Source organism: Clostridium fermenticellae, from assembly GCF_003600355.1.
GTDB classification, from domain to species: Bacteria; Bacillota; Clostridia; order Clostridiales; family Clostridiaceae; genus Clostridium_AV; species Clostridium_AV fermenticellae.
Genome location: NZ_CP032416.1, coordinates 2,512,295 through 2,526,434, shown reverse-complemented (window position 1 = coordinate 2,526,434; position 14,140 = coordinate 2,512,295). Strand labels below are relative to the sequence as shown.

Genomic DNA, 14,140 nt, shown 5'->3' with positions numbered 1-14,140 from the left:
TTAATGAAAAAATATGTGAAAATTATTATATTAATAATGATTTCATTAAGTTTAACCTCATGTTGGGATGCTAGAGAATTAAATAAATTGGCTATTGTCATGGGAGTTGGAATTGATAAGGGAAATAAATTTAAAAGTATTGATACAACAGTTCAAATAGCCAAAGTTATTGGAATAAATATGCCTTCAGATATGTCAGGAGTTACATATCAGAATAATAGGTTTTTAAACCTTAAGGGGGAAGGAAATACTATTTCGGAAACTATCAAATATATAAATAGGGAATTGAATAGAACACTTTTTTTCCCACATAATCAAATTATAATATTTGGTAAAGATGTAGCTGAAGATGGAATAGGTAAATATGTTGATTTTTTTATGAGGAATAGAGAAACACGTCTTTCAGAGTGGATTGTTATTTCAGATAGAAGTGCATCTGAGATACTTAATGTAAATCCAAATATTGAGTCTACTACAGGAAGAAATATAGGAGAACTTATTAGAAATCAGAAAAATATATCAGAGGTACCTTATGTGGATTTGAAAGAGTTTTCACAAAAAATAATGAGTAAAACAACATCGCCAGTAGCACCTATAATTAAAATTACTAAAAAAAATGTTAAGCCAGAACTTGGATTATCTGGTATAGCTGTGTTTGATAAGAATAATAAAATGATAGGCACTTTAAATAGCAGGGAGACTGCAGGATTTTTATGGGGAACAGGAAGAATTAGTGGTACAGTTAGTGTTATATCTATTCCAAATAAAAGTGGAAAACTAAGTATAGAATTGAAGCATGTAAAAAGTAAAATAGTATCAAAAGTTAATGGAGATGATGTATATATAGATATGAAAATAGATGAAACAGGGGATATAGTGGAAAATACATCTTCTGAAGATACATCTGACCCCGAAAATATCAAAAATTTTGAAAATATGCAGGAGGACTTAATAAAAAAAGAGATTATGTCAGCAATAAATAAAGGAAAGGAGATTGGTGCAGATATATTTGGATTCGGAGACAATATATATATGTATCATCCCAAATCATGGAATAAAATAGAAAATAATTGGAAGCAAAGGTTTAGAAATATCGAAGTCAATGTGGAGGTAAAGTCAAATATAGAGAGGAGTGGAAGAATAACAAAATCAATCATTTAGAAGGAATGTTCATAGAGAGGATTAATCATGTTTATATGTATAATATTAATTGTAATATTGATAGTTGTAGATACAATTAAAGTCATTAAAAAAGGATGCTTACGTGAAATAATTGTCTTTTTTCTAATACTGTTTTTTGCATTGATTTTGTTAATAGCATGTATTTTTGATATTCAGATTTTAAATCCATCATTTATTATTAATTATTTTGTGAAAAATTTATTACATTTGAATTATAAGTGAAATAAATATTAGTATTTTTATAGGAGAACACTGACCATGAAAGTAAAAAACAGTACTATATCAAATTTACAATTAATGTTTATAATTATAGGATTATTTCAAGGATCAGCACTCACGGTGTCATTTGCGGCTGAAACTGCTAAACAAGATATGTGGATTATTGTGATAATAAGTGCTGTTTTGATGGTACCATTGTTTTTAGAATACACATATATGGAAGTTAAATTTTATGGAAATACTATTATTGAAATAAATGATATTATATATGGTAAATATATTGGTAAAATTGTTTCATTACTTTATATTAATTTTTTTGGGTTTATAACATTTGCAAATTTTGGATATATGGCTGATTTTTTTAAAACATATATGTTTGATAAGACGAATATAATGATTTTTATATGTGGAATTGCATTTGTAGCTATTTATGCAATTAAAAAGGGCATAGAAGTTATAGCAAGAATTACACCGATTATAGTAATTTTAACTCTTGTTGAAGTTCCACTTTTAATAGTATTTACAATAAAAGATACCAGCATTAGAAATTTTTTGCCGATATTTCAAATTAATTTTCATGATCTCGTTAAAAGTATAAATTTAATGATAGCTATACCTTTTGGAGAATTGATTTCTTGCATGACAATTTTTCCATATGTAAAAAATGCTGATAAAATTAAAAAATATAGTTTCATAGGATATACTATAGGTGTTATTTTTCTTGTTGCTGTTGTTGTAAGGAATACAGCTGTCCTTGGAAATATTGGTCAGATACAAAAGTTTCAGAGTTATCAGGTGGCTAAAGATTTAGAAATAGGTGAAGTTATGACAAGAAATGAAATTTTAGTTGCACTGATTTTATTCTTTGATGTGTTTGTAAAGATATGTGTAACATACCATGCTACAGTTCTAAGCATAGCTCAAGTATTTAAGTTAAAATCATATAAGGGAATAGTTGTTCCAGTTGGAATAGTTTCTATAATACAGGCTTTCTTTATGATTTCGTCTACAAAGGATTTTGGATATTATACGTTAAATATATACCCTGTGTTTAGTTTGCTTTTTATAGTTGTAATTCCTATTATATCTTTAATTATATTGTATTTTAGAAGATTATCGGTATAGAAGTAAAATTATTATGGAATATATATTTAATCCACTTGTTATATTGGAAGTATATACAAATATGATATAATATTAGTAAAATGCGCGGAAGGAGGGATATTTTGAGTATTATTATGATTAGGGATATGAATTCAGACCAATTAAAGAAATATATAGTAAATACTAAAAAAACAATAGAAGAGCTTTTAAATGAATATATAAAATTAAATACTAAAAAAATTGAAGATAATAAAAAAATTCATAATTTAAAGAAAAGAGCATATGATTTAAAAGAGATATATGAATATGCACATTGGGCAAATGATAAGATACATATTAGTGATAATTCTTCAAAAAGTATTTTTAGGATTCCTAAAAGGGGAGAAATTTGGACATGTCAATTAGGAAAAAATATTGGATCTGAAGAAAATAAAATAAGACCAGTTATAGTAGTTCAAAATGATACTGGAAATGAAAAGGGTCCAACTACAATAGTAGTACCAATATCAAATAGACCTAAAAAGATAGCTACACATATTGAACTTAGAGATAGCGACTATACTTTAGTAGAAGGTGAAAAAAGTAAAGTTACTGGTACAGTGCTATGTGAACAAATTAAAGTTGTATCAAAAGTACGGCTTGGCAGGCATGTAGCTACTTTAAAAAGTGACTTTGTGGAAAATATTCTGAATTCAAAATTAAAAGTGTCCCTAAAATTATAAATTTATATTGATTAAATAGTGAATTAGTGGTATCATAAATAAGTGTGTTTACATACCTAGTGATGATTAGGAGATTCTATCACATATTAGTTTGATTTCATACTTGGCATAGGCCAGGAGATTATATAACATACTTAAAGGATTGGTATATTACCAGTCTTTTTATTTTGCATATAGTTAGATATTGCCAGGGGTTAATACTTTGACCTTAAACATCTATTGTAGTAAAATGTTTATAGCAAATTTGAAAAGAGAGGTATTTAGTTATGAGACGAGCATTAAAAAAGTTAGTGTTGTTTTTTGTTACAGCAGCTATGCTTGCTTCTTTAGCAGGATGTTCTTTTGGTAAGAGCAGTCAGGTTCAGCCTAATAAAGATCCTAAGAAGGTAGTCCAGGATGCTAAATTAACACAAAGTTTGAAGAAGGAAAAAGGTGTTTCCAATGGACAAGTCTATGTACAAAATAAGACAGCAGTGGCTGCTATAGTTCTAAAGAAGGACGTTAGCAAAAAGGATGCAGAGGCACTTGCTAATAAGTATGCTGATGATCTAAAGAAATACTATAAAGACTTGAAGATAAATGTTCAGGCTGTCCAAAACAATAAAAATGTTGTGAATATAAGTAAATAAAAAAATGTCTGTATAAGAATATATAAATATTCTGGTACAGACATTTTTTTATATTCTTATATAATTTGCTTAAACATAGCGATAAAAATTGATTAACTCATTGACATAATGTGAAAAAAGTTGTTTAATAAAACTGACCAGTCAGTATTATTAATATTTTTCATAAATTTAAATTTTATCAATTTCAGGAGAGATTAGGTAATGAACTTTTTTAAGGTATTAAGAGATGATATAAGAAATATAATTCATAATAAATTTATAATGTTAGCCATTATAGTTATGACTGCTATGCCGCTTGTATATGGTGGACTTTATTTAGCTGCATTTTGGGATCCTTATAGCAAAACGGACACACTTCCAGTTGCTGTAGTAAATTTGGATAAAGGAGGATTTGTAAGTGATGAAAATGATAGTAGCATAAAGAGTAAGGTTAATTATGGAGATGATGTGATTGAAAAACTTAAAAACAATCATGATCTTGGCTGGAAGTTTATAAAGAGTGAGAGGGAAGCAAATGCAGGACTTAAAAGTGGTAAATATTATGCAATAGTTGTTGTCCCAAATGACTTTTCAAAAAGACTTACAGATGCCGAAAAGGGTAAGTTAGAAAAACCAAAGCTTATATTCACATGTAACAAGAAAAAAAATTATATTGTAGGAATAATAATGGACAAGGCATCTACAGCATTAAAAGACGAAATAACCGAAGGAATAATACAGAGATCTACTGGTAAAACATTTGATAGTTTATTTACAGTAAGAGATGGCATGGAATCAGCGGCTGATGGAACATCACAATTAAGAGATGGTGTATCTGATTTAAAAGATAAAGTGCCAACTATGACAAATGGAATAAACAAATTATACGATGGGTCTTCTACATTAAGTGATAAATTAGATGATGCTTCGGATGGAGCCAATAAATTGCATGAGAGTATGGGTACTTTAAACAGTAAAATGCCTGATCTTCAAGATGGAGCAAATAAACTTTATGATGGGTCTTCTACTTTGACTAAGAAAATAGGAGATGCTTCAGATGGGAGTAAAACTTTAAGAGATGGAGTTCTAGCTTTGAATGACCAAATACCAGATTTAACCGATGGAGTAAATAGTCTTTATGATGGTTCAACAGTACTTAAAGAAGGTCTTGAGGAAGTTAATGACAATATGCCTGATATGGTTGACGGAGTCGAAAAACTAAGGGATGGTTCTTCAGATCTTGAAAATGGTCTTCAGAGTGCAATAGATGGAGCAAGTAAGCTTTATACAGAAGATGCTCAAGGTAATGTAAAGCAAGATAGTGGACTCCCTGCAATAAAAAATGGAAGTGACAAGTTAAATGCACAAATACTTAATTCACTTATGCCAAAACTTACTGAACTATCTAATGGTATTGATAGTAGTATGGATAACTCTTCATTTGATGTTTCAAAGTTACCGCAGCAGGATGGTCAAGCTTTAAGTCAGTTAGTTAGTTTGTCACAAGAAATCAAGGATATTAAAAATACTGATGATAAGTCTCAGATGAATAGTAAGCTTTCAAAAGTTTACTCTATATTAAGTAATCTTAATGTAGGTAATTCTAATTCACAACTTACTAAATTAGCATCAGATTTGAATGCCATGGCAGCTGCAAGTTCGGATTCTCAAACAAAGACCCAGCTGCAGCAAATGGCTGCAGTAATGTCAAACTTAGATCAACAATTGGCTACACTTGAACAGACACTTGCATTATATCAGGGGACATCATCTTTATCAAATGCATTAGGACAAGCTACTGGTGGTATTGGTACATTAGTAAATGGGCTTAATACTTTATATGATGGTTCTAAAAAATTACATAGTGGATTAAATGACTTATATAATAATACAGAAGATCTTCAAGATGGTATAGATACTTTATATGATGGTTCTAGAAATTTAAATGTCGGTATAGATCAATTTAAAGATACAATTCCGGAATTAAGTAATGGCATTGATACACTTTCAGGCGGAGCAAGAGACTTATCTGATGGCTTATTTAAAATTTGTCAAGGATCAGGTACACTGACAGATAAGCTTAAAGAATTAAATGATAAAATACCTGATTTAGTGGAAGGAATTCAAGAGTTATATGATGGATCTAATGATTTATCAGATGGTGTTCTTAAATTACATGATGGATCCATAACATTAAGAGATGGACTTAAATCTTTGAATGATAAAATGCCAGATTTATCTGATGGCGCAAATAAACTTTACGAGGGAGTATCTCAATTGAATACGTCGCTTAAAGATGGTGCATCAAAGCTTTCTGATAATTTAGCTGCTAGTGGAAAAGATATGGGAAAATTTATGTCAGATCCTATAAACTTAAGAGATAAACCACTATATAATGTGTCTACATATGGAGAAGGACTTGAACCATACTTTGTTTCGTTAGCACTTTGGGTAGGAGCATTACTTTTATTCTTTGTAGTAAATGATAAAACTAATAAGGGAAGGATATTTAAAATCCCGAATTTAGTTGTTGGTAAATATCTAGTATATTGTATGGTTGGTATAATTCAGGCTGTTCTTATAAGTATAGCGGTTTTGAAGCTTGGACTTAAACCTTCAAATATACATATGTATTTTGGTTATAACATATTCTTGTCATTTGTATTTATAGCAATAATAGAGTGTTTTGTGTTCTTACTTGAGGATGCTGGAAGGATAGGAGCGATAGTGTTATTATTATTACAACTTACCTCATGTAATGGTACCTTTCCTACGGGACTTGAACCTGAATTTTTTGATATGCTTGAGCCATTCTTGCCATTTACATATTCTATATCAGCTTTAAGAGAAATAAACTCTGGTATAGATAAAAGCGTCCTAATATATGATACAGTAGTTCTTTTATCAATGACCGCTGGTGCATTAATTTTAACTATGATTTTAAAGCCATACGCAGATAAGATAAAATTTAGTGCGAGTGCACAGATGGTTAAAATGCAATCAACGGAAATAGTTAAAAATAATATAGATAAGGTAGATGGAGCTGAGGAAGTAGCGGCTCAAGGATTAAAAATTCAGATGAAGATGATAATAAAGAAAATAAAATAAATCTTAAGAAGAGAGGTGAAATGCTGAATTTTAATCAGCAGAATAGAATGAATAAAAAAAGACTTTCTTTTGTTTTGGCATTGGCTATGGTTTCTTCTAATGTATTTTATCCTACACCTGGCAAAGTATGTGCAAAACAGATAACTAATACTTCTGAAGTGGAATACTCAAGTAATAATACTAACGAGAAGGAGATTACATTTAGTGATAGAAATTTGGAACAGGCTGTAAGGGAGAAGATAAACAAACCGAGTGCTCCAATATATAAAACTGATGTGGAGAGTATAATTAACCTTGATCTTACAAATAAAAATATAAATAATTTAGAAGGAATACAGAAATTGACTTCACTTGAGAACTTAGATGCTGGTTTTAATAATATAGAAGATTTAAGCCCTCTTGAAGGGTGTACGAACTTAAGAAAAATAAATTTTTATAAGAATAAAATTTCAAATATATCAGTGCTTTCTAGTTTGACATCTTTACGGAAGGTATCTTTATCGGATAATAAAATTAATGATATAAGTTCTTTATCTAGTTTATATAACCTTAAAGAACTTGATTTAGGAAATAATGAGGTTACGGATTTAAGACCTATCAGTAATCTCCGTAATTTAAAAACATTGACTCTTACTAACAATGGTATAGAGAATATACAAGATATTGGCAGCATAGAGAGTTTACAAAGTTTATATTTGAGCAAAAATAAGATATCAGATATAGGATGGCTGGTATTTTTGGATAATTTAAAAAAGGTTTATCTAGATGACAATAAAATAACTAATATAAGACCATTACTTAGAATGGGACAACTTGAAAGGATAAATCTTGATAAAAATAATGTGGAAGATATCAAGGATTTAAAGAATATGATAAATTTGAAATGGATAAAATATCAGGGACAGGCAACTACAGATATTGGCAAATTGAATTACGTTGTCCAGCATGCCAATACTCCTGTAGTGTTTAAAGATAAAAATTTGGAAAATGCTATAAGGCAGAAAATAGATAAACTATCTGGTGATCTAATGTATGCTGATGTTGAATATATAGACGATCTTGATTTATTTAATAAAAATATAACTGATATTTCTGGAATAGAAAATTTAACGGATTTGAAATCGCTTAATTTAGGAGGAAATAAACTAAAAGATTTAACACCTTTAAGTAATCTTACAAATTTAGAAAAATTATATATTTATAAAGCTGATTTAGATAATATAGATCCACTTGAAGATCTTACAAATTTGAATAGCCTCCAAATATCGAGTTCAAAGCTATCAGATATTTCTGCACTTAAAGATTTGACTAAACTTCAAACCTTAAACTTAAATGACAATAATATTACAGATGTTGATGATTTATCAGATATGACTGACCTTGAAAGTTTAGACTTAGGAAAAAATCATATAAAGGATGTATCATCACTTGAAAGTCTTCAAAAGATAAAGACACTGACCTTTAATGAAAATAATATTTCAACAATAGATGTGGTTAAAAATATGCCTGATCTTGAGAGACTATCTATTAATAAAAATAATATAACTACACTTAAGCCACTTGAAAATGCCTCAAATTTGGTATGGCTTACTGCAGATCAGAATGATCTTACAGATTTGGATGGTCTGGAAAACTTAGTTAAGCTCAAAGAAATCCATGCAGATCAAAATAAGATAGATAATATTGCTGCACTTAAAAACTTGACAGATATTGAGACTTTAAGCCTTATGGAAAATAATATAAGCAAGATAGACGACATAAATGCAGTAACATCACTTGAAAATTTATATTTGTATCAAAATAATATAAGAGATATAAGTAAACTTAATGACATGAAGAACATGAAGAAGCTTTATCTTGACAAAAATAACATAACTAATATCGATGCAGTTAAAAATATGCCCGAACTTGAGGTATTATATCTTGGAAATAATAATATCTCAGATATATCACCTGTAAAAGACCTTCAGAATTTGAACACATTAGATATAGGAGATAATAGTGTATCTGATATAAGTGTTATAAATTCCTTACCTAATCTTAAGGATTTGACACTTACAAATACAGATGTACCAAAATATATTATAAATTCGCTTCCTAAGGAAATAGATGTTACAAAATAATTTATAACATCTACTCTATAATAATAACTTTATTTAATAAGGGGGTAAATTAATTATATGGGTAAAGAAAAGGTAAGGATTGTAGTATGCCTTGCAGGAATACTTGTATGTATTTATACTACATCGGTAATGGCGGCATATATTCCAGATAAAACTCAAAATAAAAGTAATGCTTTAAGTAAAATTCTTGCTCCAAATATACAAAGTAATTTAAACATACAATTTAAAGATAAAAACTTTGAGCTTGCAGTTAGAGAAGCTATAAATAAAATGCATGGTTCAATTACAAAAGATGACATGCTTAAAGTTACAGTTCTAAACTTAAGAGGTAAGAACATAACTGATGTTTCGGGGATAGAATATATGCAAAATCTTCAAAAGCTTGACCTGAGCAATAATGTTATAAGTGATATGACACCTTTTCAATATCTGCCATATCTTAAAAGTCTAAATCTTTATAAGAATAATATATATGATATTGAACCGCTCAAGGGGTTAGGCAAGCTTGAAAAATTAAATTTAAGTGATAATAAGATAAGTTATATAGACAGCCTTGGAAAATTAAAATCATTAAAGGAGCTTGATTTGAGTAAAAATCAAATAAGTAATCCTAGATATTTAAGTGATTTAACAAAGCTTAGGAAACTTGTATTATCTGATAATACCGTTGATGATGCTGATAATTTGAAGGATATCAAAAATCTTGATACTCTTATATTGAGTAGAAATAATATAGATGATGTAGAACCTTTATCGAATTTAAAGAATTTAAAAAAACTTTATATAGATGAAAATCAGGTAACAGAGATAGCACCTCTTAAAGGTTTAACTAAATTAAACAGATTAAATTTGGATAAGGATAAAATAGATGATATAAAAGAACTTAAAAATTTTAAAAATTTACACTGGGTCAGGTATAGAAATAAAGAGATATATGATATGTCATCACTAGATGATTTAATAAATGATCCGTATGTAATTGTCAGATTTAAAGATAAAAATTTAGAAGATGCAATTAGAAATAAAATAGAAAAACCTGCTGGAGATATAAGAAAATCAGAACTTGATGGATTAACTGAGCTTAATTTGTGGGAAAAGAATGTTACTGATTTATCTGGAATTGAAAATGTAACAGATTTAAAGGTATTAAATCTTGGAAAGAATAATATAAAAAGTTTAACTCCAATTGAAGGATTAACAGGACTTGAGGATCTATATATGTATAAAGTGAGTATATCAAGCTTAGATTCACTAAAATATTTAACAAACTTAAAGAGTTTAACGGCTACAGATAGTGAACTGACTAGCATTACTCCATTGGAGAATTTAGTAAACTTAAAAAATCTAACCTTATCAGACAATAAGATATCCTCACTTGAACCACTAAGGAATTTAGTTGATTTGGAAACATTAAGCTTAGATACAAATAGTATTTCAAATATAGAACCTATAGAGGGTCTAACAGGAATAAAAACATTAAATTTAAATGAAAACTCAATATCGGATATCTCTCCAATCTCAAATTTACATAAGATCGAGAGATTATCTATAAATAAGAATCAGATATCAAGTTTTAAGGCACTTGCTGATTTAACTGATATGAAATGGATTACTGCATATCAGAATAAATTGAGTAGTACTCAAGGCTTACAGAATATGAGTGATCTTCAGGAATTATGCCTTGATAACAATAATATAAGTGATATAAATTCAATATCAAAATTAAATAATCTTGAAATACTAAGCTTAAACACAAATAATTTAAGTAGCATTAGTCCTTTAAATGGTCTTAGTAAGCTTGTAAGATTATATTTTGATAAGAACAATATAGGGGATATAAGTGTGATCTCTAATATGCCTAACATTCAAGTACTTAGTTTTTCAAAGAACTCTGTTTCTAATTTAAGTGCGCTTAAAGGGTTGAATGTACTTAAAACTTTGGATGTTAGTGATAACAATATAACTGATATTACTCCAATTAAGAATCTTCCTAAATTGAAGGATTTAACGTTAACTGGTGACAATGTATCTGATTCACAGATAAATTCACTGCCTTCTTCAATAGATGTAACAAAATAAATATCAAGCATTGCTTATAGATATATGCATTATAAGGACAAACTTAACTCATACTCCGGGGTATGAGTCAAGTTTGTCCTTATTACGTATATAACTGTCAACGATGCTTGATATATCAGCTTCCCTTTTATGTTTTTGGAGCGATAGCTCCTTTAAAATGTATATTTTTGTAAGTCCCTAATTGATTGTAATAAATTAATCTAAAACTAGCCGGTGAAGGCTGTAAGTTTAAAGCTTTGCTGCTATGCATCTGAATATTGTAAATTATATTGAAGTATATATAAATGAAAATGACTAGCCCTCATTAGTTATAAATAATGTAAAGAACATACAGACACACTGTAGAACATGGTAAACTTAGTGTGATTTCACTATTTGGAAGTTATGTTATTGAGTTTAGAAATTCTTTGATATAATATTATGTAGGTTATTTACATTAATATGAAATAAATTAAAAAGTAGAATCGATTGAGATTATTTATAGAAGGGTAGAGAAGGATGAATAAGATATTAATTGTAGAGGATGATCCTAAAATTAATAAAATGGTACAAACTTTATTAAGAAAAAATGGATATGAAGTAGTAGCTGCGTTTTCTGGTACAGAAGCGCTTTTATTATTAGAAAAAGAGTCTTTTGATTTGATTTTATTGGACCTAATGTTGCCAGGATTAAGTGGGGAAGAAATTCTAACGAAAGTTAACGAACAATTCCAAATTCCTATTATATGTGTATCAGCAAAAGATGATTTAGACACTAAACTTGAATTGATTCGAGATGGGGCAGATGATTATATAACAAAGCCATTTAATAATGAAGAATTAATTGTGCGGATAGGTGCAGTATTAAGAAGAACAAATAAGGGTACAACCATGGATAAAGCCAACATATTCCAATTTAAAGATTTGGCTTTAGATAGTGAAAATCATATTGTAACTATTAATGATGAGTCTATTGAACTTACTGTAAAAGAATATAGTATATTAGAATTATTAATTAGTAACCCTAAGAAAGTATTTACCAAGCAGAATATATTTGAGAGTGTTTGGTCTGAAGAATATATTCTGGATGAAAGAGTGGTAACGGTACATGTTAGTAATTTGCGTAATAAGTTGAAACATGGAGAAGAATACATAAAAACAGTTTGGGGAATAGGATACAAAATGCAAGATAATTAATTCATAAAACTTGATACTTTCTTGATAAATTCTAAATTCTATTTTAATACCTTTCATTTATTATTTAAATATAGCATTAAATAATATTTTAACGATGGAAAGTAGGAGGTAAAATATATGAGTTTAGTATTACAAACTAATGATCTAACTAAAAAATATGGAAAACAAATAGCTGCAAATAAGGTTAATCTTAATATTGAAAAGGGCGATATTTATGGCTTGATAGGGAAAAATGGTGCAGGTAAAACAACAATTATGAAAATTGCCTGTGGACTCATTTATCATGATAAGGGTGATATTCAACTGTTTGAAAGTAGCAATTTAGAAAAGGCCAGGAAAAGAATGGGATGTATTATTGAACAGCCAGCACTTTATCCTGATATGACAGCAAGGCAAAACTTGATTTATTATGATAAGCTGCTTGGTATTACAGACTATGGTAATGTAGATGAAGTTCTAAGCTTGATTGGTTTACAAAATACAGGCAAAAAGAAAACTAAAGCTTTTTCTCTTGGTATGAAACAGCGTTTATCCATTGCAATTTCCTTATTAGGTAATCCTGATTTTCTTATACTAGACGAACCTATTAATGGATTAGATCCCTCTGGTATCAAAGAAGTTAGAGAATTACTATTAAAACTAAATAGTGAAAATGAAATTACTATTTTAATTTCATCTCATATTTTAGGAGAACTTACTAAGATTGCGACAAAATATGGAGTCATACATGAAGGAGTACTTATTGATGAATTTCAAGCAGTAGAATTGGAAGAACGTTGCAAAAAGTGTCTTACCATTGTAGTGAATAATTCTGAAAAAGCAGCCTATATTTTAAAAAATAACATCAACAGCTCAGATTTCAAAGTATTTGATGAAGGAAAGATTTGCATTTATGATTACTTGGATATACCAGAACAAATTAATAAAGAATTGGTTGAGAATGGTATTTTAGTATCAAGGATTTGCTTAGAAGGCAATGATATAGAAGGATATTTTGTAAAGTTGATGGATGGTGATAAATAATGATGAATGTAATTTCCAGTGAATTTTATAAAATATTTAGAAGCAGGATTTTTTATGCTGTTTCAATTATATTGTTAGGAATGAATATTATTACATTTATTTCAATTTCTACTGCGACAAAATCCAGGATGTTAGGAACAGGAATTTCTAGTTATCAAGAATCTTATAGCGTAGATTTTATTTTCTATATCATTCTCATATTTGTGGCTTGTATGATTACTGCTGAATACGCCAATGGCAATATACGACAAATGACTTGCCATGGAATAGCCAGATGGAAATTAGTTCTTGGACAGTATATAGCTATGTCTTCTGTTATTACAATAGTTTTATTAGGTTTTGGCATTTTAAATTTATTATCAACTATAATGCTATTTCAACTAGGACAAGTTGATGCGGCTGCATTTATTCGAATGAATATTGGGATAATTTGCATGTTTTGGGGCACCGCAGGAATTGGTACTTTTTTGGCTTATTTATTAAAAAATGAAGGCGTTACAATTATAGTTTCTATTTTGCTAGTGGCAAGTAGCAGCTTCATAGTAAATTTGCTTACTTTGATAACAAAGAATGATATTTTTAAAAGATACTCTCTTACAAATATGCGTAATACCATAGTTGATTTTAATTCAAAACCAGAGGATGTTGTGAATTATTCAATTGTATTTTTGTTAATTGGAATAATTACAGTTTTTGGATCTAGTTTGTTATTTTCAAAGAGGGACGTAGATTGATTGACAAGAAGGAACAAAAGTATATAAGGAGTCAATATGAAAAATATTTGGGTAGTTACAAC

General features: G+C 28.9%; 10 protein-coding genes. All 10 read left to right on the top strand.

The window, feature by feature from the left end:
- The first annotated feature begins 3 nt into the window (after positions 1-3).
- The 10 genes from D4Z93_RS11675 (at position 4) to D4Z93_RS11625 (ending at position 14,078) form a co-directional block, all read left to right on the top strand.
- Positions 4-1,161 (top strand): Ger(x)C family spore germination protein, encoded by a 1,158-nt coding sequence (locus tag D4Z93_RS11675; protein WP_119973727.1) that lies wholly within the window; start codon positions 4-6, stop codon positions 1,159-1,161.
- 279 nt (positions 1,162-1,440) lie between these two features.
- Positions 1,441-2,526, top strand: a complete 1,086-nt coding sequence (locus D4Z93_RS11665) for a GerAB/ArcD/ProY family transporter (RefSeq protein WP_119973724.1) — start codon at positions 1,441-1,443, stop codon at positions 2,524-2,526.
- Positions 2,527-2,639: 113 nt separating this feature from the next.
- A complete protein-coding gene (locus D4Z93_RS11660; RefSeq protein WP_119974337.1) occupies positions 2,640-3,227 on the top strand; it encodes a type II toxin-antitoxin system PemK/MazF family toxin in 588 nt (195 codons plus the stop codon).
- Positions 3,228-3,493: 266 nt separating this feature from the next.
- A complete protein-coding gene (locus D4Z93_RS11655) occupies positions 3,494-3,856 on the top strand; it encodes a hypothetical protein (protein ID WP_119973722.1) in 363 nt (120 codons plus the stop codon).
- A 201-nt stretch (positions 3,857-4,057) separates the two neighbouring features.
- On the top strand, positions 4,058-6,943 hold the full coding sequence (locus D4Z93_RS11650; RefSeq protein WP_119973721.1) for a YhgE/Pip domain-containing protein: 2,886 nt from the start codon (positions 4,058-4,060) through the stop codon (positions 6,941-6,943).
- A gap of 20 nt (positions 6,944-6,963) precedes the next feature.
- On the top strand, positions 6,964-9,066 hold the full coding sequence (locus D4Z93_RS11645; protein WP_119973719.1) for a leucine-rich repeat domain-containing protein: 2,103 nt from the start codon (positions 6,964-6,966) through the stop codon (positions 9,064-9,066).
- Between the two features lie 57 nt (positions 9,067-9,123).
- Positions 9,124-11,145: a leucine-rich repeat domain-containing protein gene (locus D4Z93_RS11640; protein ID WP_119973718.1), complete on the top strand. Its 2,022-nt coding sequence runs from the start codon at positions 9,124-9,126 to the stop codon at positions 11,143-11,145.
- Positions 11,146-11,643: 498 nt separating this feature from the next.
- Positions 11,644-12,321: a response regulator transcription factor gene (locus tag D4Z93_RS11635; protein ID WP_119973716.1), complete on the top strand. Its 678-nt coding sequence runs from the start codon at positions 11,644-11,646 to the stop codon at positions 12,319-12,321.
- Positions 12,322-12,438: 117 nt separating this feature from the next.
- Complete coding sequence (locus tag D4Z93_RS11630; protein ID WP_119973714.1) at positions 12,439-13,344, top strand: ABC transporter ATP-binding protein; 906 nt, start codon at positions 12,439-12,441, stop codon at positions 13,342-13,344.
- Positions 13,344-14,078 carry an ABC transporter permease gene (locus D4Z93_RS11625; RefSeq protein ID WP_119973712.1) on the top strand — a complete coding sequence of 245 codons (735 nt, stop codon included), beginning with the start codon at positions 13,344-13,346 and terminating at the stop codon, positions 14,076-14,078. The genes D4Z93_RS11630 and D4Z93_RS11625 overlap by 1 nt, the downstream gene beginning before the upstream one ends.
- Positions 14,079-14,140: the final 62 nt, after the last annotated feature.

Bases quoted from the DNA above. Each gene is read 5' to 3' on its own strand.
- D4Z93_RS11675 (WP_119973727.1), top strand. From the start codon at position 4: ATGAAAAAATATGTGAAAATTATTATATTAATAATGATTTCATTAAGT.
- D4Z93_RS11665 (WP_119973724.1), top strand. From the start codon at position 1,441: ATGAAAGTAAAAAACAGTACTATATCAAATTTACAATTAATGTTTATA.
- D4Z93_RS11660 (WP_119974337.1), top strand. From the start codon at position 2,640: ATGATTAGGGATATGAATTCAGACCAATTAAAGAAATATATAGTAAAT.
- D4Z93_RS11655 (WP_119973722.1), top strand. From the start codon at position 3,494: ATGAGACGAGCATTAAAAAAGTTAGTGTTGTTTTTTGTTACAGCAGCT.
- D4Z93_RS11650 (WP_119973721.1), top strand. From the start codon at position 4,058: ATGAACTTTTTTAAGGTATTAAGAGATGATATAAGAAATATAATTCAT.
- D4Z93_RS11645 (WP_119973719.1), top strand. From the start codon at position 6,964: ATGCTGAATTTTAATCAGCAGAATAGAATGAATAAAAAAAGACTTTCT.
- D4Z93_RS11640 (WP_119973718.1), top strand. From the start codon at position 9,124: ATGGGTAAAGAAAAGGTAAGGATTGTAGTATGCCTTGCAGGAATACTT.
- D4Z93_RS11635 (WP_119973716.1), top strand. From the start codon at position 11,644: ATGAATAAGATATTAATTGTAGAGGATGATCCTAAAATTAATAAAATG.
- D4Z93_RS11630 (WP_119973714.1), top strand. From the start codon at position 12,439: ATGAGTTTAGTATTACAAACTAATGATCTAACTAAAAAATATGGAAAA.
- D4Z93_RS11625 (WP_119973712.1), top strand. From the start codon at position 13,344: ATGATGAATGTAATTTCCAGTGAATTTTATAAAATATTTAGAAGCAGG.